The organism is Methylobacterium tardum, from assembly GCF_023546765.1.
Lineage (GTDB): Bacteria > Pseudomonadota > Alphaproteobacteria > Rhizobiales > Beijerinckiaceae > Methylobacterium > Methylobacterium tardum.
This window is the reverse complement of record NZ_CP097484.1, coordinates 1740644-1759354: the sequence shown is the minus strand read 5'-3', so window position 1 is coordinate 1759354 and position 18711 is coordinate 1740644. Positions and strand designations below refer to the sequence as shown.

Here is an 18711-nt window from a genome sequence, read left to right as displayed (position 1 = left end):
AACCTCCAGCCCCCGGGGACCGCATGACCGAGATCGACACGCAAGCCCTCATCGATACTGAAGCCTTCCTGGCCGACCTGTACGCCCTGCGCGAGATCGGCCGGTTCCGCACCGGCGTCCACCGCCCGACCTTCTCGGCCGAGGACATGGAATCCCGCCGCTGGCTGATGGCCAAGCTGGAGGCCTGCGGCCGGGAGGCCTCCATCGACGGGATCGGCAACGTCCTCGGGCGGCACCGCGGCCCCGGCCCGCATCTCCTGGTCGGCAGCCACATCGAGACCCAGAACGAGGCCGGCTGGCTCGACGGGGCGCTGGGGGTCGTGGCCGGGGTGGCGCTCGCCCGCGCCGGCCTGCCGGTCGACGTCGTCGCCTTCGCCGACGAGGAGGGGCATTTCTCGGGCGGCTTCCTGGGCAGCCGCTCGGCGATCGGCGACCTGACCGAGGCCGAGATCGACGAAGCCCGCAACCGCACCGACGGCACGCCCCTGCGCGACGCCCTGGCGAATGCCGGGCTTGCCGGCCTGCCCCGGATGCAGCTCGACCCGGGCCGCTACCGCGGCTTCCTGGAGATGCATATCGAGCAGGGCACGCAGCTCGAATCCGCCGGCCTGCATCTCGGGGTGGTGAGCGGCATCGTGGCGATCTGGCAGTTCCGGATCGATTTTTCCGGCAACCAGGACCATGCGGGCGGCACCACCATGGCCGAGCGCCGGGACGCCGGGCTCTCGGCGGTGCGACTCCTGGCGGCGATCGACCGTGAGTTCCCGAAGGTCTGCGGCCCGCGCAGCACTTGGACCACGGGGCGGATCACCCTGGATCCCGGCGGCTTCAGCATCATCCCGGGCCGCGCCGAGGTGTTCTTCCAGTTCCGCGACGTGTCGATGCCGGTGCTGGAGCGCATGGAGGCCTGCCTGGAGGCGCTGGTGCGCGAATCGAACCGGCGCGAGCTCTGCCCCGCCACGCTGACGGCCCTCTCCAAGGCGATCCCCGCCCCCTGCGACCCGGCGCTGATGCGCGCGCTCTCGGAGGCCGCCGAGGCGGTCAGTCCCGGCGGCTGGCAGGTGATGCCCTCGGGCGCCGGCCACGATGCCCAGAACGTCGCCCGGATCCTGCCGGCCGCGATGCTGTTCGTGCCCTCGATCGGCGGCATCAGCCACCATTGGGCCGAGGATACCAGCGACGCCGACCTCGTGTTGGGGGTCCGGGCGCTCGGCGCGGCGGCGGCGCGGGTGCTGAGATGATCGGTTCGGTGTGAGGAGCCGCCTGTCGAAGCACCGGTCTGTGCGCTGAGCGGGCTCGCCGCGCCGTTCCGATAGGTTGCAGGACAAGCACAAGCCGCGGCTCGGCCGCCGCTCCGGCTTGGAGGGCGGCGGAGCGTTATCCGGATCTGAGGATCTGCCGGATCCTTCGGATTCCGTGCCGATGCCATAAACCACGTCTGCATCCGGCTTCCGGACGCGGCAGCCGCGTGATGTCCGGTTGCAATTTTTTGTTCTTGTTCAATCTGCTCATACCGACAGCATTGACTGATGTAGAACTACCTATCTGCCTTTCTTATAAAATATGTTCATTACTGGGTATCCAACACGTCCATATACGTCTTAATTTTGTAAACTTGACGACAAATTTTCCAACCTGTAACACAGACAGCGCGATCAATGTCTGAACCGGGTCAAAATATCTGATCTATACACGCGCGGAATTATTTTTATTGCTTTATAAAACTTATCTCTCGTTTTAATTATCATGGTACTGGAAAAGTATTACCAATGACGCCCTTTCGATGATCGTACGAGGGAAGATTTGAGATGTTGCAACCTTTGTCGGTCGGGGTGATCATCCCGTCCCGTCTTCAGCACGTCGCCGCCGGCGCTCAGACCGACAGATATTTTGTCGACCGGGCAATCACCAGCGCGCTCGACCAGATAGCCGTTGCGGAAGGTCGCGCGCGGCTGACCTTCATCATCGGCATCGATGCCGATGCGGACATCCCCGTGTCCCTTGCGGAGCGGAGCGATGTCATCTGGGCGCGCAGCGAGACCCGCTCGCAGGCCGGAGCCCTGAATGCGGGAATCGACGCGGCGGCGGATCGTTTTGACTACATGGCCTTCTTGGAGGACGACGATTGGTGGGACCGGAATTACCTGACCTGGGGTCTCAATGCTTTGAAACGTTATGATTTTGTTTCCACGACCCAGCTTGAGGTCGATGAGAATGGCACGATCATGCGCATCAACGACTTCCCGACGCCCTCAGGCTGGCTGATGCCGTCCAGCACCCTCCGGCAGGTTGGACGGTTCGATCCTACCATGCGCTGGCATCTCGATAACGAATGGCTCGGTCGATTGGGCGACAGCGGCTTGAAACGTTGCCACCTCATCGACGCCTTGGCCCCGGCGACCTTCGCGATGGCGGAACAGGTCCGACCCTGGATCACCAATGTCGTGCGCTTCGGTGGAGCGAGCTTAGAGCTGCAGCGCCACACGATGCTGGCGCCCCTTGTCACCCGGCTTGTCCATGCCCGCTCCGGCATGGCCCGCATCGCCGCCGATCCGGCCTTCGCGGAGCAGAGTGCGGCGGAATATGCAGTTCTGACGCGCCGGTACGGCCGCATCCCCTGGTGAGAACAGCTCCGGACAAGGATCGGGTCTGATGAGTCGTGCGCCGGAGATGGCGCGCAGGACGACCAAAAGGACTTTGCCGTGTCAGAGCAGCTTCACGTCGCGATCGATGCGCGACCGGCCCTGGGTGCTGCTGGCGGGGTGGCCGAGATCACGCGTGGCCTGATCAACCATCTCCATCACCTTCCGGCGGACCAGTTTCGCTTCTCCCTGATCGTGGACTCGGACGCGCGCGACGATCTGCGTGCGATCATGTCGGATCATTGCAAGCTGCTGCCGTTGAACACTAGCGCCCTGCCGATCCGCGAGCGCGCGTTCAGGCTGGCTGGCACGTCGCTGGCCCAGCGGATCTTCAAATTCCAAGACGAGAGTGCGAACCTCCGGATCAACCTCCACGACGCGACGGGACTCTTGCGGGAAGCGGGCGTGGAGGTGGTGCACGCCCTGTCGCAATTCGCGCTCGATTCGGACCTGCCGCTCCTCTATCACCCCCACGACCTCCAGCACCTTCACCTGCCGCAGTTCTTTTCTGACGGCGATCTTGAGCAGCGTGAGGTCATCTACCAGTATTTCTGCAGCCTGGCGGCGGTCGTGCCGGTGGCTTCGCGCTGGATCGCCGAGGATCTCCAGCGCCAATACCGCGTACCGGCCGAGAAGCTGGCCGTCATCCCGTTCGCGCCGCCGGCGGCCGACCGCACGCCTCCGACGCCCGCAGAAGTGCGGGCCCTCTGCGATCGCTTCCAAGTCCAGCCGGGCGGCTTCCTGATCTACCCGGCGGCCGGCTGGGAGCACAAGAACCATGTCGGCCTCGTGGAGGCCGCCGCAATCCTGCGGGCCCAGGGTATCGAGCCGCCCCTCATGATCTTCACGGGGGCACTCGTGCCGTTCTCGTTGCGTGTTCTAGAGCGGGCAGCCGCCCTGAACGTGACGGACCGTTTCCGGTGGGCCGGCTACATCGCCCAGCGCGATCTGATTCTGCTCTACCATCTGGCCCGGGGCGCCGTCGTGCCGACCAAGTTCGAGGCCGCCAGCGCGCCGATCTGGGAGGCCTTCGCGACCGGGTGTCCCGTCGCCTGCTCCAACGTCACATCGTTGCCGTCGCAGACCGATGGCGGCGCGCTCCTGTTCGACCCCAACAACAGCGATGACATCGCCGGTGCAATCTTCAAGCTGTGGTCGGAAGCTCCGCTTCGCGACCAGCTCGCTGCGCGCGGGCGGGAGGTCGTCGCCCAGCACACCTGGGAATCGGTGGCGCGCCGGTTCGGCGTCCTCTACCGCAAGGCAGCCGGCCGGCCTCTGAGCGCGGCCGATGAAGCACTGATCGCCACCGGACCGGCGGTTTGATCATGGCCGACCGCAATTTCATTCCCGTCGCTGCTCCGACCCTGGGTGGGAACGAGCGCGCCTACGTGCTCGAATGCCTCGACAGCACCTGGATCTCGTCGAGTGGCCGCTTCCTCGACGCTTTTGAGGCCGATTTCGCGCGGTTCTGCGGCGTCTCGCATGCGGTGGCGGTCAACAATGGCACGACCGCCCTGCATCTCGCACTCACGGCCCTCGGGATCGGCCCCGGCGATGAAGTAATCGTGCCGAACCTCACCTACATCGCGTCGGCGAATGCCGTGACCTATTGCGGGGCCAAACCGGTCTTCGCCGACTGCGAGCCCCTGACCCTGAACCTCGACCCGGATTGTATCGAGGCGCGGATCACCCCGCGCACCCGAGCCATCCTGCCGGTCCACCTTTACGGCCATCCTGCCGATATGGACCGGATCATGAGGCTAGCCGCGCGCTACGACCTGCACGTGGTCGAGGACGCCGCGGAGGCGCACGGGGCCACCTATCGGGGGCGGCCGGTCGGCTCATTCGGGGCCTGTGCGACCTTCAGCTTCTATGGCAACAAGATCATCACCACCGGCGAGGGCGGCATGGTGGTGACGGACGACGCGACTCTCGCGGCGCGGCTGCGTCTCTACCGCGGGCAAGGCCTCGACCCGCAACGCCGCTACATTCATCCGGTGGTCGGTTTCAACTACCGTATGACGAACCTCGCCGCCGCGATCGGCCTCGCTCAGCTCGAACGGATCGACACAATTTTGGCCGCCCGCCGCCAGGTCGCCGCTTGGTATGCCGAGCGGCTCGCCGGGATCGAAGGCCTGCGCCTGCTCGGCTCCCAGCCATGGGCGGTGCCCGTGCCCTGGCTCGTCACCGTGCTGCTTACCGGGGGCGGTGCCTGTGAGCGGGACGCGGTCATGGCGGCGCTCCTGGCCGACGGCATCGACAGCCGTCCGATCTTCTACCCGACGCACCAGCAGGCCCCCTATCACGAGGAGACTTGCTATCCCGTCGCCGAGACATGGTCGGTCCGTGGGCTCAACCTGCCGACCTTTGAGGCCATGACCGAGGCCGATGTCGCGGCGGTCTGCGCTTCATTGGGGCGGGCCATGGCCAAATGCGCCGCGGCGCTCCGCAGCGCGGAACAGAATCACGTCCACGAATCCCATGCCAGACGTATCCGAGTCATTTGATGACGCGGCAACTCGTGATGTGTGGTGGCGGCAGTCTGGCGGTAGAGGTCGCCGCTCTCCTCCATGACCTCGGTGCATGCGGACGCGGGGACGGTTACTTCATTACGGACGTGGTCGCCCCTGGGCCGGTGCGGACCGCAGATCTGATTTCCATCTGCAGCAGTCCCTTCGCGACGCACACAGACATCTCCTCCGTCTCAGACAGGGATCAGAAGGCATTCATAGTCTGCACGGGCGACCCTACGATCCGGCATAAGGTCTATCGTGAACTGGTCAGCATGGACCTTACCCTGGCGCGTATCGTTCACCCGATGGCCTACATCGCGCCTTCAGCAGTGATCGGGGCCGGGGCGATCATCTACCCCGGTGTTTTTGTCGGTCCCTTCGTGCAACTCGGGGCCAACGTGGTGTTGCATGCGCAGGTAGCGGTTCATCACGACGCGCGGCTCGATGCATCTGTCGTTCTGTCGCCTGGCGCACTCCTATGCGGCCATACCGTGTGCGGGACGGCCGCATTCCTGGGAACGGGCGCATCGATCCTCCCGAAAATGCGCCTGGGCGCTTATAGCAAGCTCTCGGCCGGATCGGTGCTTAGACGGCCGGCCGGTGACGGATGCCTGTTGCATGGTAATCCCGCGACGGTGCGCCGGACATGGCCCGTTGCCTTCGAGGATGAGACGTAAGCCTCACCCCCCGGCACCAGCGACTGGATCGGGATCAAGTCCGGCCGGTATTCCTGCATGCCGCCGGCGATCCGCTCCTCCACGGCGTCGAGGAATTTTTCCGGGTCGGTGATCGAGCACTGGCGCAGGTCCCAGAAGGCGTAGCGCCACCATTGCACCTTCAGGTAACGCTCGATCAGCGCGTCGGGGAAGCGCATCTTCACGATCCGGGCCGGGCTGCCGGCCACGATCGCGTAGGGCGGCACGTCCTTGGTCACCACCGCCATGGCGCCGATGATCGCCCCGTCGCCGATCGTGATGTCGGGCATCAGGAAGGCGCCGTGGCCGATATAGACGTCGTTGCCGATGCGCACGCGCTTGGGCCACAGGTAGGGGCCGCAGATCTCGTAATCCTCCGCCCGCGGCTCGAGGCGGTCGAACACGGCCGAGTGGTGCGTGTAGAACAGCGGCGAGGTCGAGCCGCAATGGACCGGGTGGCTGCCGCGCCCGACCTGGACGCTCTCGCCGATCGAGCAGTAGCGGGCGATGTCGGCGCCGAAATAGTAGCCGCTCACCGCGTACGAGAAGGCCCCCATGGTGAGGCAGTAATCGATGCCCATCCACTTGATGCTGCACGGCGGCTCGAAGGTGCAGTCCTCCGGCAGGCCGAACGGGGCCGGGTGCAGCACCGAGATGCCGCGCCGCAGCATCTCCTGCTTCATGTCCTCGTTGACGGAGATCATGCGGCGTCCTCGTCGATGGGGCGTTCCGTCCCGGCCGGCGCCGGGTCCAGACCGTAATAGGCGTGCCTCAGATCGCCGTATTCGGCGGCCTGGATCGGCCCGGAGAGCCGCCCGGTTTCCGAGACGTCGATGGCCAGCAGCCGGTCGTTGAAGGCGGCCGGGTCGGTGACCAGTGCGTAGGGCAGGCGGTGGCCGTTCGGGTAGGCGGAGAGCCGTTCGCCCGGGGCGCCGAGGTCGAAGGCCACCACCGGCAGGCCGGTGCGCAGAGCCAGTGTCAGCGCGTACGAGTAGGTCTCCGGCCAGATCGCCGGAAGCAGGACCAGGTCGGCCGCGACGCGCCAGACCATGTCGAGCGCTTCGTGGTCGCCGACATAGCGCCCCGTCTCGGTGACCCCGGCGCGTTCCAGGCCGCCCGTGAGCGCCGGGTCGGAGAAGCCCACGATCGAGAACCACAGCGGCAGCTTCCGGTCCTGCGCGTCGGTTGCCAGCGCCTGCAGGAACAGGCCGCCCTTCGTCGCGCTGATGGCGCCGAGCACCGCGACCCGCCGGACGCGTCCGGGCCGCTGCAGGGTGGTGTCGCGCACCGTGCGCTCCGGCTCCAGATGCGGCCGCACCGTGATCGCCAGGTCCGGGTACACCCCCGGATCCGCGCCGCCGTGTCCGACGAGGGCGCAAACACCCGCGCCGCCCCGGCCAGGAACGCCCCGAACGCCGCCCGCCGCTCACCCGGATCCGGCTCCTCGAACCCCTCCGCATCCGCCGCCAGGCACGCCCGGCATTCGGCGACCGGCGCCAGGCCGCAATAGCGCCCGTCCGGCTGCACCAGGTGGTTGCGGTGGCAGACCGGCGAGTAGTCGTGCAGCGTCCAGGCATAGGGCCGGCCCGAGCCCGCCACCAGCTCCATCAGCGCCCGCGCCGCCGCCCAGCGCAGCCCCGCCAGCGAGTGCACGTGGATCAGGACCGGCGCCAGCGCCGCGATGAAGCCCGACACCGTCGCGGCGTCGCGCGGCAGGTACAGGCTGCCGAGGTTGGGCAGGTACAGGAACTCGGCGCCGCGGTAGGCGACCTGGACCTCGAGGTTGCGGGTCCGGTCGATCTGCAGCAGCACCACCGACAGGCCCTCGGCCCGGGCCTTTGCGATCATGTCGTCGATGTGCCGCTGGATGCCCCCGCCCCAGCTGTGGGTCACGTACAGCAGCGCCCGGCCGGCGCAGTGCCGGGCCAGCCGGGCGAGGTCGAGGCGCGCCCGCCCGCCCCGGCCCGGATCGGCCTGGACGAACTGCCCGACGCGGGCCGGGTAGTCGGGGTGCTTGGACAGCAGCGCCGCCGGCCCTGGTCGTACTCGCCGCCCTCATCCAGCCCGAACGAGATCTGGCCGGCATGGTAGACGTAGATGTCCTCGGCGAGCAGGTTGACGAAGCCGGCCTTGGTAGCGCGCAGGCACCAGTCGTTCTCCTCGCCGTAGCCCTTGCCGAAGGCCTCGGCGTCGAGGGGGCCGACGGCGTCGAGCGCTTCGGCGGTCATGTACATGCAGAAGCCGACGCCGGTGGGCACGGGCACGGCGCGGCCGCGGTTGATCCGGGCGGCCAAGCGGTCGAGATCGGGCCGGTCGATCTCCAGCGGCATGGTGTTGTTGGCGTTGAAGCGCGGGTAGGAGCAGATCGTGGCGTTGTTGGACAGCGGCGTGACGCTGCCCACGCGCGGGCGGGCGGCGTCCGCGGGTTCAGCCTCGGGTTCGGCATCGGGCTCGGCATGGGCGACGAGGCGGTCGAGCCAGTCGCCGAAGACCTGGGCGTCGGAGTTGAGCAGGACGACGGCGCGGCCCTGGCGGAGGCTGAGGGCGCGGTTGACCGAGCGGACGAAGCCGAGGTTCTGCTCGTTCTCGGCGAGGTGGAACAGGCCCTTGCGGGCGAGGTCGGCCAGCTCGGCGGTGAGCTGCGGGTCGGGGGAGCGGTCGTTGACGGCCAGCAGGGTGAAGGGGGTTTGCTGCGGGGCCGACAGGCAGGCGTGGATGGCGCGCAGGGTCTCGCCGCGTCCCTTGTAGACGGGGACGATGACGACGACGCGGGCCTGAGCGATGGGCAGGGCTTGCGGCAGGCCGTCCCAGTCCTGGGCTGCGGGGGCGGTCATGGGCGGGGCGGTGCCCAGATCCTCGGGCGCGGCCAGCAGCCCGGCCGCCCGACCGGTCCGGACGTAGTGCAGGAACGGCGACTCCCCAGGACCCAACAGGTGACCGTAGGTCTCCGCGTAGAAGGCGGTGGAGAACGCCGCGCTGGGATCGCGCCCCTCGTGCTGACCGTAGGCGACGAAATGCGCGAGCGGCCCGCCCTCGGCGGTGGCGGCGTCGGGATTGCGCTTGGCGTAGTAGGCGGCGTCGAAGAACGGCGCGATCTCCCGGGTCTCGTCGGCGAGCGCCGCCTCCCGCGAATCCGGCGTCCCGGAGCGCGGGTCGAAGGCCCCGGCCGCGATGTCGGTGCCGTGCATCAGCGCCGTGGCGAGGAAGTGGACGAAGGGCGCGAGGCCGGTCTCGCGCACGCCCGGATGCGCTTCGAGATAGGCCTGCCCGTTGAAGTCGGGCCGTGGGTTTCGGCCCCTGCGCCAGCCGGTGTCGCAATAGTCGCGCACCGCGTCGGCCTCCGCGGGCAGCCCGTAGCGTGCCCGGTAGAAGCCGTGGTCGAAATGCCCCGCCACCAGCCGCGCCTGCAGGTCCAGGAACGCCGCCCGCTCCACCGGCTCGGCCCCGATCGCCCCCAGCCAGCCCGTGTCCTCGACAGGCGCCCGCGCCGGACGCAACCCGCACACCCGCAGCAGCGCCGCCAGCGTCGAGCGCCCCGGCCCCGGATCGCGCAGCTCCCGCCAGCCCAGACCGGCAAAGTGCAGGTACGGCTCACGCCCGCCCACATCCGGGTAGGTCGCCCGGTACCAGGCCTCATCCACCGCCGGCACGTTCAGCCGCTCCGGCTCGGCAAACGGCTCCCGCCCGGACAGACGCGTCTCGGCCACGTAGCGGAAGAACGGGTCGTCCGCGACCGCCCGGCTGCCGGCGCGCGCCTGCACGAAGCCGGCCGGGTCGAAGTCCGGACGCGGGCTGACGAGCCGCCGCCAGCCCTCCGCCACGTAGAAGCGCAGCAGCTCCGCGTCCGTGGCGCCGGCCCACGCCTCCGGCTGCGCGGCGTTCAGGCGCCGCCGGTAGTGGGCGGCGTCGAAATAGGGCGCGAGCGTCGCGACCCGCAGCGCCAGCGCCTCGGCCGGCTCCGGCCGGGCGGCTCCGCCGTGCAGGACGTAGTGCACCAGCGGGTTCTGGGTGGCGTAGGTGATCCCGCGGGTCAGGCAGTAGGCCAGGGTGTCGAAGCGGGGCGACGGCTCGCGGCCCTCGCGCCAGCCCGAGGCCATGTAGTGGTCGACCGGATCGACGCCGGCTTCCCGCAGGTCGGGGTTGCCGGCGAGGTAGAACGGCCCGTCGGCGAGGCGGCGGGCGAGGCGCTGGACCTCGGCGGTGTCGGGCTTCGGCAGGGCCGCGCCTGCGCCCGTGTCGGCGCCGCCGGCCGCACCGGACCGGCGCCTGTGTGTCGAGAGGGCGTGCAGGAACGGGTTGATGCCGGCTTTGGCGAGATGGGGCCGGGCGGCGAGGTAGGCGGCGGAGGAGAAGTCGGGCCGCGGGTCGCGGCCCTCGCGCCAGCCCTGGACGAGGTAGTCGCGCACCGGATCGGCCGTGATCCCGTACCAGCTCGCGTAGAAGCCCGCGTCGAAAGACGGCGCCAGCGCCGCGACCAGACGGGTCTCGAGGTCGTCGGTCTCCGTCGCGTCGGCACCGGCCCAGAGCCGGTGCAGGGCCGCCGGGCTGGCCAGCGGATCGCGCAGCCGGCCGAGGCGGCGCCCGATCCGCCGCAAGGCAGACATCGGGCCATCTCCGTCGGAGTCGCGGCGCATCTCAGGACTCTGCGGAGGAATATTCGCCGCGGGCCGTCACGGGGCGCGGCATCCCTCGGCCGCCCTCGGGGCGGGCGCGGTCGAGGCGCAGGTCTCGGATCGGTTCATGGGCGGCAGCCGGCGGGCAGCGTCGGGAGCGCAGGGCGCGCGAAGGGATGAGGGCGTCGATGACCCGTCGCACTAACGGAACCGGCGGAATCCGTAAACCGTGGTCGACCGAGGGGGACCGCGCGCCGCTGCGGCGGCAAGCCCGAGGAGCAATGCCTGCCGCTTAGCCCTTTCTCTTGCTGGCCACGATTTTTCGTTATATCTAAAAATACGACATATCGAAATTGGATCGAAATAGATGCACCCCCCGTTCTTGGACGCGTTCCACGCCGACCCCTTCGACGCCTATCGCGTCCGCGCGCATCGCGGCCCGATGGGCGCGGATCCGCGCGGGCGGCCCGGTCCCCACGGACCTCACGGCCGCGGTCCCGGCGACCGGCGGATGTTCGGCCGCGGCGGCCGCGGCGATCTCGCGCGCTTCTTCGCCCATGGCGACCTGCGCCTCGTCATCCTCCACCTCATCGCCGAGAAGCCGCGGCACGGCTACGAGATCATCAAGGCCATCGAGGAGCGGGTCGGCGGCGCCTACAGCCCGAGCCCCGGCACGGTCTACCCGACGCTCACGCTCCTGGAGGAGCTCGGCCACGTGACGGTCACGCCCGGGGAGGGGACCAAGCGGCTGCACACGATCACCCCGGAGGGGCAGAGCTTCCTCGACGGCAACCGCTCGACCCTCGAGGCGATCCTCGCCCGGATGGCCGAAGCGGAGGCCGCCCGCGGCGACGGGCCGCCGCCCTCGGTGGTGCGCGCCAAGGAGGGGCTGAAGCTCGCCCTGCAGATGCGGCTCGCCCGCGGGCCGCTCAGCTCGGACCAGGCGGCGGCGATCACGGCGGCCCTGGAGGCGGCCACCGCCGCGGTGGAGCGGGCGTGAGGCGACGCGATCGGGAGAGCGCCGGTGCCTGACCCGCGGCTGAGCCGCCTCGTCCTCGGGATCACCCTGTTCCGGCCGGGGCGGGACCAGGTGGACCGGGCCGTGGCGCAGGCCGCGGCGGGATACGCCGCGGTGATCGCCTTCGACAATGGCGGCCTCGCCGTCGCGGATGCGGCACGCCTCGCCCGGGCCGGCGTGACCCTGCTGTCGGAGGGGAGGAACCTCGGCATCGCCGAGGCGCTCAACCGGATCGCCGGGGCCGCCCGCGCGGCAGGGGCCGAGACCCTCCTGCTCCTCGACCAGGACGCCGAGCCGCCCGAACACCTCGCCGCCGCCCTGCTGGGCGCCCGAGACCGGCTGCGCGGCGCCGGGATCCCCGTGGCGGCGGTGGGACCGGCCCCCGCGCCCACCGCCGGCCACAAGGCGCCCGCCTACCCGCCGCGCCCGGCCGCGCCGGAGCGCGACGACCTCGCCCCGGTGCAGTTCCTGGCGACCTCGGGCTCGCTCATCGACCTCGACGCCTTCGCCCGGGTCGGGCCGTTCCGGGCCGATTTCTTCATCGACGGGGTCGAGCTCGAATGGTGCTTTCGCGCCTGGGCCTGCGGCTACGGCTGCTACGTCGCCCGCGCCGTCGCGATCCCGCACCGGGTCGGCGGCGGGGTGATCCGTGCCTTCGGGATCGCCAAGCTCGGGATCGTCATGCCGCGCCAGCCCCTGTTCCGCATGGGCACCTACCTGCGCAACGCCGTCTATGCCTGGCGCCTGCCGCACGTGCCGCTGCGCTGGAAGCTCGCCCAGGCCGCCTACCTGCCGCTCCAGGCCGGGCTGTACTGGGCGGATTCCGGCTGGCGGCCCGCCGTGCTGATGCGGCTCCTCGCCGCCGCCCGCGACGGCGCCCTCGGGCGCCTCGGCCCGCCCGAGGATCTGCCTCAGGACCGACCGTGACCGACCGCCCTGCCCTTCGCCCGGTCCTCGACGTGGTGATCGTCAACTGGAACGGCGGCGCGCTGCTGCGCGCCTGCCTCGCGGGCCTCGCGGCCGTGCGGGACGCCGAGGCGGTGCAGGTCACCGTCGTGGACAATGCCTCGGAAGACGGCTCCACCGAGGATCTGCCCGCCCTGCCCCGCCCGCTCCGGCTGATCCGGAACGACGCCAATCTCGGCTTCGGCCGGGCCTGCGATCAGGGCGCCGCGGCAGGCGATGCCCCCGCGATCCTGTTCCTCAACCCGGATACGCAGGTCGCGCCGGACGCCCTCCGCATCGCCCGGACCGCCCTCATGGCCGATCCGCGGACCGGGATCGTCGGGGCGCGGCTCGTCGATCCGGACGGGCGGACCGCGCGCTCCTGCGCCCGGGCCCCCTCGGTGCCGGGCCTCCTCGGCCGCGCCCTGGCGCTGGACCGGCTGGGCCTCGCGCGGCCGCACTTCCTCCTCGAATGGGACCACGAAGAGGACCGCGCCGTCGACCAGGTGATGGGCGCCTTCCTGATGATCCGCCGCGACCTGTTCCAGGCGCTCGGCGGGTTCGACCCGCGCTTCTTCGTCTACTGGGAGGATGTCGACCTCTGCACCCGTGCCCGGTCTGCGGGCTTCGCCGTGCGGCACGTGGCCGGGGCGGTCGTGCGCCATGTCGGCCAGGGCACGACCCGGCAGGTGCGGGCGCGGCGGCTGTTCTACTTCCTGCGCAGCCAGATCCTGTATGCCGGCAAGCATCACGGCCCGGCCGCGGCCCTTGCGCTGACGGCGGCGAGCTTCGGCGCGCAGGTGCCCCTGCGGCTCGCCCTGGCGCTCGCCCACCGCTCCCCCGCGGAGGCCGCGGAGGTTCTGCGGGCGGTGGCCCTGCTGGCCGCGGCGCTGCCGGATCTCGTAACGGGCCTCCTGTCGGGCCCTCCGGGCGCTTCGCGCGTGCGGAGGGCCGGCTGATCCGGTACGCCGCGGCCCGGTGGGCCGTGGCGGACGGCTGCGCCGAGCCTGGATCCGCGATGCCGCACGCGACCCCGAGCGCCACTGAAACAGCCGCCGGCCTTCCGACCGGCGGAGCTGCCCGGGATGATGGCGCCGCGCCGATGCCGGTGCGGCCGTGAATCGGCTCTCGGCCGATGGCGCCCGGTTCTGGGGCCTCGCCTTCCTGGGCCTCGGCCCGCCGGTCTGCGTCGCCCTGGCACTGACCGGCCCGCCCGGCCCGGCCCTGGACACCGTCGGCCGGCTCGCCCACGTCGCCCTGTTCCTGGGTCTCGGCCTCTCCGCCCTGGTGCTGGCCGCCCGGGGGCGCGTGGCGCTGTTCGCGCTGCTCTGCCTGCCGGGCTCGCTCGCGGCCGCGACCGGCCCGGAGGGTGTCGTGATCGCGCTGGCCGCCCTCGCGGCCGCGCTGCTCACGCCCCGGCCGCTGACGGGCCGTGGAAGGCCTGCGCGCCTTGCCGCCGCGACGCTGGCGATCGCCCTGGCGGTGCTGGCCCGGCCGGCCTGCGCGCCGCTCGCCGGGATGCTGCTGGTGCCGTTCCCGCCGACGGGGCGGTTCGGCCGCTTCGGCCGGGATCGCCTGGCACCCGCGGTTCTCGCGCTCCTGCCCGCCCTTCTGCCTACCTTCTTCCGGACGTCGCTCGCCGCCGGGGCCGGGGGCGAGGCCGCCCCGTCCCCGTCCTGGCCCCCTGTCCTCTACGGCGTCTGGGCTCTGGCCCTGCTGGTGACGCCCCTCGCCCTGCGGCGCGGCCCCCTGGCCCCACTGGCGGAGCGTCTCTGGCTCGTCGGAGGCGCGGTGCTGGGTCTGTGGCTGGTGGTGCTGGCGCAGGCGCTCGCCCCCGCCGGACATGCCGACGGACTGCAGGTCGGCGATCTGCTGCCGCTGGGAGCGCTGCTGGTTCCGGCCTTCGCCCGGGGGCGGATCGGCACCGCGGCCTCCCTGCGCTGGCCCGCCCTGCTCCCGGTGCTCGCGGCGGCGGCGAACATCGCGGCACTGGCCGTCGTGTTTCGGTTGGCGTGAGGGCGGTTCAGGGCCGGTCGAGGAAATCCAGCAGCACCCGGTTGAAGGCATCCGGCCGGGTGACGCTATGGGCGTGACCGCCCTCGGGGGCGAGGTCGAGGCGGGCGTTGGGCAAAGCCGCCGCGAGGCGCTCGGAGCGCGTGTAGGGCACCAGCACGTCGTCCCGGGCGGCCATGACCAGGGTCTCGTGCGGGATCTCCCCCAGGCGGTCGGCGATCGCGAAGCGCTCCAGGGCGCCGATGCGCGTGAGGACGGTCTCCGGCCCGGGGAAATGCGCCAGCGCGTGCGCCTCGTCGGCCGCGACCCGCTCGGCCTCGGCCGACAGCCAGGGGGCCGGGTACAGGAAGATCGCCTGCGCCCGCACGAAGGCCTCCGGCCCGCCCCCGGCCAGGATCGCCCGGCGGGCCGCGAAGCAGCGGCTTGTGGCCGGGTCCAGCGCGTCCCAGCCGTTGATCACCACGATCCGCCCGACCCGCTCGGGGGCGGCGAGGGCCATCTGCAGGGCGATCAGGCCGCCCAGCGCGTGGCCGACCACGTCGGCCTGGTCGAGGCCGGCGGCGTCCAGCACCGCGAGGGCGTCCCGCGCCATGGCCGGGATGTCGTGGTCGGGCCCGAGCCGGTCGGGGAGCGCCCGGTGCCGCGGTGGTCGTAGGTGACGACCCGGAACCGCCCGGTCAGGGCCGCCATCTGCGGCGCGAAGTAGCCCGCCCCGCCGCCGAGCCCCGGCGAGAGCAGGACCGGCCGCCCGTCCGCCGGGCCCGCCACCGCGTGATGGAGCGGGGTCGTCCCGGGACTCATCGGCCGAGATGCGCCACGGAGGCGATCTCCACCAGGGCGTCCGGCTTCACGAGGCCGCACTGGATGCAGTAGCGCGCCGGCTTGTCGCCCGGAAAATACGCCGCGTAGACGGCGTTGATCGCCGCGTAATCGGCCCAGTCCTTCAGGAAGACGTGGTTGAAGGTGACGTCGTCCATCGTGCCGCCCGCGGCCTCGACCACGCCCTTGATGGTCTCCAGCACGTGCCGGGCCTGGGCCGCCGCGTCGCCGACATGGACCACGTTGGCGTCCGCATCCAGCGGCAGCGTTCCCGAGACGTACAGGATCCCATCGGCCAGCGTGCCCGGCACGTAGGGGGCCAGCGGCTTCCCGGTTCCCGGCGGTATCACGACCTGCTTGGGCATGTTTTTCGGACTCTCGCGGTGGGGATGGAGGCGGCGGGGATTCTACCCGGCCGCGGCGCGGGCCTGCGCGTCCAGGGCCGCCTCGAAGGCGGAGACGTCCGAGACCCAGCCGAAGAAGGTCTCGATATTGGCGAGCGCGGAATCCTGCAGGCTCTCCGGCCCGGCCTGACGGGTGGCGTCGGCCAGCACGATGCCGAAATATTCCCGGTGGAACCCGTCCCGCAGGGTCGACTCGACGCAGACGTTGGTGGCGATGCCGGTGAAGACCAGGGTGTTCACCCCCCGGGCGCGCAGGGTGCTGTCGAGGGCGGTGTTGTAGAAGCCGCTGTAGCGCGGCTTGGCCATCACGATGTCGCCGGGCTCCGGCGTCAGGGCGTCGACCAGGGCGTAGTCCCAGGATCCCCTGGCGAGGAGCTGCGCGTTCCGCTCCGGGTTCCGGCGCATGGTCTTGAGCGCGTTGGACTTGTGCCAGTTCGGCGAGCCCGGCCCGCCGGCCTCGACGTAATCCGGGTCCCAGCCGTTCTGGAACCACAGGATCCGGATCCCGGCCCCCCGCGCCGCCGCCACCGCCCGGGCGATCCGGGCGATCACCGGCGCGGTGCCCGACACGTCGAATCCCGCGAGGTCGAGGTAGCCGCCCGCGCTCGCGTAGGCGTTCTGCATGTCCACGACGATCAGGACCGTGGCGGCCGGGTCGAGGGCGATCGGCTCGGGGCGGGCCGGCAGGACGACAGCGCCATGCCGGCCTTGGGCATCGCGGAAGCCGGCGGGCGCGGCCATCAGGCGACCTCCGCCAGCGCCGGCGCGGCGACATGCCGGCGCGCCCGCATCAGCGGCTGGATCCGCGTCCCGAACGCATCGAGACCCTTGAGGAAATCGTCGAACACCAGCAGCACGCCCTCCACCCCGTCGATGGTCATGATCTCGTCGAGCATCGCGGCCACCTGGGCGTAGCTGCCCACCAGGGTGCCCATGTTGAGGTTCACCGCCGAGGTCGGGTCGGCGAGCTGGCGCACGTTGGTGTCGCCGCCCGACTTGGTGTCGGCCGCGCCCTGCACGCCAAGCCACGCGATCGCCTCGGAATCTGCGCCCGCCTTGTAGTGCGCCCAGGTGGCCAGGGCGGCATCCTCGGTCTCGTCGGCGATGATCATGAACAGGGCGTAGCAGGTCACGCGACGCCCGCTCTGCGCGCAGGCCTCCGCGAGCTTCTCCACGACCGGCGCGAAGGCGGTCGGCGTGTTCAGCCCCTTGCCCAGGCAGAAATTGTAGTCGGCATAGCGCGCCGTGAAGGCCAGCCCGGCGCCGCTCTGGCCGGCGCAGATGATCTTCACCGGCGCCTGCGGCCGCGGGCTCAGGCGGCAATCGTTCATCTGGAAGAACGTGCCCTTGAGGTCGCTGGACCCGGTCTCCCACAGCTCGCGCAAAACCTGAGTGTACTCGGCCAAGTACTCGTAACGCTTGGCGAAATATGCGTCGCCCGGCCACAAGCCCATCTGGTCGTATTCCGGCTTCTGCCAACCGGTGATGAGGTTCACGCCGAAGCGCCCGTCGGAGATCGAGTCGATCGTCGCGGCCATGCGGGCAACGATCGCGGGCGGCAGGCACAGGGTCGCCGCGGTGGCGAACAGCTTGATCCGGGTGGTGACGGCGGCGAGCCCCGCCATCAGCGTGAAGGATTCGAGATTGTGGTCCCAGAACTCGGTCTTGCCGCCGAAGCCGCGCAGCTTGATCATCGACAGGGCGAAATCGAGCCCGTAGCCCTCGGCCTTCAGGGTGACCGCCTTGTTGAGCGCGAAGCTCGGGCGGTATTGCGGGGCGTTCTCCGACAGGAGCCAGCCGTTGTTGCCGATCGGGATGAACACCCCGACGCTCATGGGGCGGGCGTCTCGGGCAGCGGCGTCGTCCGCGTGGATCTCCGTCATCGTCCTGCGCTCCGCCTGGCCGGTTCCCCCCGGAATCGAGTCGGCCCGCGGAGGCTTGCAAAACCCGGGCAGAGGGTCAAACCCGCGGCACGGATTCGGCGCGAAAATGCCCATCATTCCAGCGGCTTGCACAAACGGAACGCGGGCCGTGCCCAACCGGTGCGCGCGGCCGAGCTGCAGAATTGGCCCAGTCGAGACGCGTTTTCGTGCGGTCCCTCTGCCCGGGAGGTCGCAGGCCGATTGTCCTCGCCGGACCGGGGACCATTTCCAGGGCACGATGATAGAATTCGGATCCGTCCAGCCGGAGTGACCGTCGATGCGCGCGTGGCCCGCCCTCCTCCTCCTCGTCCTCGCGGGACCGGCGGCGGCCGATGACAGCGCCCGCGCGGCCGCCCGGGCAGTCATCGCCCGGCAGGAGCAGGCGCTGAGCCGCGACGACGCGCAGACTGCCTACGACCAGGCCGCCCCGGCGATCCGCGCGCTGTTCCCGAACGCCGACCTGTTCATCGGCATGGTCCGGAACCAGTACCGCCCGGTCTACCGCCACCGCAGCTTCGTGTTTGGCGATGCGCGGGACACAGAGGCGGCGGGCGTGGTCCAGTTGGTGGCGATCCAGGACGAGTACGGCGTCGACTGGACCGCCGAGTACAGCCTCGTCCGGGACGCGGACGGCCAGTGGCGGATCACCGGCTGCCGCCTGATCAAGGCGCCGGGTACGAGCGCCTGAAGGCCCGCCGCCTGCCCGGCGGCGGGCCCGGCCTCACCGGGGCTCCGACTTCAGCGTCGTTAGCTTGTCGAGCATCTGCAGGGTGATGTCGGCGCAGGCCTTCGTCGGGTCGTCGTCGGCGCATTTCACGTCGATGCGGGCATCGCCGCGCTCAAGGATGAAATGCGCGCCCTTCGGCGGCGGGGGAGGCGGCGGGCCATCGGGGCCGCGCTGCGGACCTCCGGGTGGCGGGGGCGGCGCGTCGGCATCCGGGCCGCGGCGGGGGCCGCCCGGGGGAGGCGGCGGGGGCGGTGCGCCGGCCTCGGGGCCGGGCCGCGGACCGCCGGGGGCGGAGGCGGCGTCTGCGCGAAGGCGACGGTGCCGGACAGCAGCGCCGCGACGCCGGCGAGGGCGATGATTCGGGTCATGTCGGCTCTCCTGAGGCTCGATCCACCCCGCC

General features: G+C 70.8%; 14 protein-coding genes and 2 pseudogenes. 9 read left to right on the top strand and 7 right to left on the bottom strand.

The genetic code is table 11. The features are described 5' to 3' along the window. Positions 1-23: 23 nt before the first annotated feature. The 4 genes from M6G65_RS08235 (at position 24) to M6G65_RS08220 (ending at position 5149) form a co-directional block, all read left to right on the top strand. Positions 24-1241 (top strand): Zn-dependent hydrolase, encoded by a 1218-nt coding sequence (locus M6G65_RS08235; RefSeq protein ID WP_238198955.1) that lies wholly within the window; start codon positions 24-26, stop codon positions 1239-1241. A gap of 567 nt (positions 1242-1808) precedes the next feature. Further along, entirely contained in the window at positions 1809-2624 is an 816-nt protein-coding gene (locus tag M6G65_RS08230; RefSeq protein ID WP_238198954.1) for a glycosyltransferase family A protein, read from the top strand. 78 nt (positions 2625-2702) lie between these two features. Next, positions 2703-3965 carry a glycosyltransferase family 4 protein gene (locus M6G65_RS08225; protein WP_238198953.1) on the top strand — a complete coding sequence of 421 codons (1263 nt, stop codon included), beginning with the start codon at positions 2703-2705 and terminating at the stop codon, positions 3963-3965. Positions 3966-3967: 2 nt separating this feature from the next. Next, positions 3968-5149 (top strand): DegT/DnrJ/EryC1/StrS family aminotransferase, encoded by a 1182-nt coding sequence (locus M6G65_RS08220; protein WP_238198952.1) that lies wholly within the window; start codon positions 3968-3970, stop codon positions 5147-5149. Positions 5150-5711: 562 nt separating this feature from the next. Here the strand turns inward: M6G65_RS08220 and M6G65_RS33425 are convergent. Both M6G65_RS33425 and M6G65_RS33420 read right to left on the bottom strand, forming a co-directional pair. After that, positions 5712-6554 (bottom strand): CatB-related O-acetyltransferase, encoded by an 843-nt coding sequence (locus M6G65_RS33425; protein WP_284042373.1) that lies wholly within the window; start codon positions 6552-6554, stop codon positions 5712-5714. Then, positions 6551-10484, bottom strand: a pseudogene (locus tag M6G65_RS33420) (glycosyltransferase). Before M6G65_RS33420 ends, M6G65_RS33425 begins: the two are co-directional and overlap by 4 nt. Positions 10485-10830: 346 nt before the next feature. Between M6G65_RS33420 and M6G65_RS08195 the strand changes: the two are divergent. The 4 genes from M6G65_RS08195 to M6G65_RS08180 all read left to right on the top strand — a co-directional run bounded on the left by M6G65_RS08195 (position 10831) and on the right by M6G65_RS08180 (position 14442). Then, positions 10831-11463, top strand: a complete 633-nt coding sequence (locus tag M6G65_RS08195; RefSeq protein ID WP_238196456.1) for a PadR family transcriptional regulator — start codon at positions 10831-10833, stop codon at positions 11461-11463. A gap of 24 nt (positions 11464-11487) precedes the next feature. Beyond that, positions 11488-12408, top strand: a complete 921-nt coding sequence (locus M6G65_RS08190; RefSeq protein ID WP_238196455.1) for a glycosyltransferase family protein — start codon at positions 11488-11490, stop codon at positions 12406-12408. Further along, the gene (locus tag M6G65_RS08185; RefSeq protein ID WP_238196454.1) at positions 12405-13385 is read left to right on the top strand and encodes a glycosyltransferase family 2 protein; all 981 of its coding nucleotides are present in this window, start codon (positions 12405-12407) and stop codon (positions 13383-13385) included. The genes M6G65_RS08190 and M6G65_RS08185 overlap by 4 nt, the downstream gene beginning before the upstream one ends. A 157-nt stretch (positions 13386-13542) precedes the next feature. Beyond that, positions 13543-14442, top strand: coding sequence for a DUF2142 domain-containing protein (locus M6G65_RS08180; RefSeq protein WP_238196453.1), 900 nt, complete (start codon positions 13543-13545; stop codon positions 14440-14442). A gap of 7 nt (positions 14443-14449) precedes the next feature. Here M6G65_RS08180 and rutD read toward each other — a convergent pair. The 4 genes and pseudogenes from rutD to rutA all read right to left on the bottom strand — a co-directional run bounded on the left by rutD (position 14450) and on the right by rutA (position 17497). Then, a pseudogene (rutD, locus tag M6G65_RS08175) lies at positions 14450-15240 on the bottom strand (pyrimidine utilization protein D). Further along, positions 15237-15623 (bottom strand): pyrimidine utilization protein C, encoded by a 387-nt coding sequence (gene rutC, locus M6G65_RS08170; RefSeq protein ID WP_192709534.1) that lies wholly within the window; start codon positions 15621-15623, stop codon positions 15237-15239. The pseudogene rutD and the gene rutC overlap by 4 nt, the downstream one beginning before the upstream one ends. Positions 15624-15665: 42 nt before the next feature. Continuing rightward, entirely contained in the window at positions 15666-16403 is a 738-nt protein-coding gene (gene rutB / locus M6G65_RS08165; RefSeq protein ID WP_238196451.1) for a pyrimidine utilization protein B, read from the bottom strand. Continuing rightward, entirely contained in the window at positions 16403-17497 is a 1095-nt protein-coding gene (gene rutA, locus M6G65_RS08160; protein WP_238196460.1) for a pyrimidine utilization protein A, read from the bottom strand. Before rutA ends, rutB begins: the two co-directional genes overlap by 1 nt. 364 nt (positions 17498-17861) lie before the next feature. On the opposite strand from rutA, the gene M6G65_RS08155 reads away from it, so the two are divergent. Further along, the gene (locus M6G65_RS08155) at positions 17862-18272 is read left to right on the top strand and encodes a DUF4864 domain-containing protein (protein WP_238196450.1); all 411 of its coding nucleotides are present in this window, start codon (positions 17862-17864) and stop codon (positions 18270-18272) included. Positions 18273-18397: 125 nt separating this feature from the next. Here the strand turns inward: M6G65_RS08155 and M6G65_RS08150 are convergent, their stop codons facing one another. Continuing rightward, positions 18398-18679 (bottom strand): hypothetical protein, encoded by a 282-nt coding sequence (locus tag M6G65_RS08150; protein ID WP_250103810.1) that lies wholly within the window; start codon positions 18677-18679, stop codon positions 18398-18400. Between the last annotated feature and the right edge of the window lie 32 nt (positions 18680-18711).

Coding starts and splice junctions, on each gene's coding strand:
- M6G65_RS08235 (WP_238198955.1), top strand. CDS start 24: ATGACCGAGATCGACACGCAAGCCCTCATCGATACTGAAGCCTTCCTG.
- M6G65_RS08230 (WP_238198954.1), top strand. CDS start 1,809: ATGTTGCAACCTTTGTCGGTCGGGGTGATCATCCCGTCCCGTCTTCAG.
- M6G65_RS08220 (WP_238198952.1), top strand. CDS start 3,968: ATGGCCGACCGCAATTTCATTCCCGTCGCTGCTCCGACCCTGGGTGGG.
- M6G65_RS33425 (WP_284042373.1), bottom strand. CDS start 6,554: ATGATCTCCGTCAACGAGGACATGAAGCAGGAGATGCTGCGGCGCGGC.
- M6G65_RS08195 (WP_238196456.1), top strand. CDS start 10,831: ATGCACCCCCCGTTCTTGGACGCGTTCCACGCCGACCCCTTCGACGCC.
- rutC (WP_192709534.1), bottom strand. CDS start 15,623: ATGCCCAAGCAGGTCGTGATACCGCCGGGAACCGGGAAGCCGCTGGCC.
- rutB (WP_238196451.1), bottom strand. CDS start 16,403: ATGGCCGCGCCCGCCGGCTTCCGCGATGCCCAAGGCCGGCATGGCGCT.
- rutA (WP_238196460.1), bottom strand. CDS start 17,497: ATGAGCGTCGGGGTGTTCATCCCGATCGGCAACAACGGCTGGCTCCTG.
- M6G65_RS08155 (WP_238196450.1), top strand. CDS start 17,862: ATGCGCGCGTGGCCCGCCCTCCTCCTCCTCGTCCTCGCGGGACCGGCG.
- M6G65_RS08150 (WP_250103810.1), bottom strand. CDS start 18,679: ATGACCCGAATCATCGCCCTCGCCGGCGTCGCGGCGCTGCTGTCCGGC.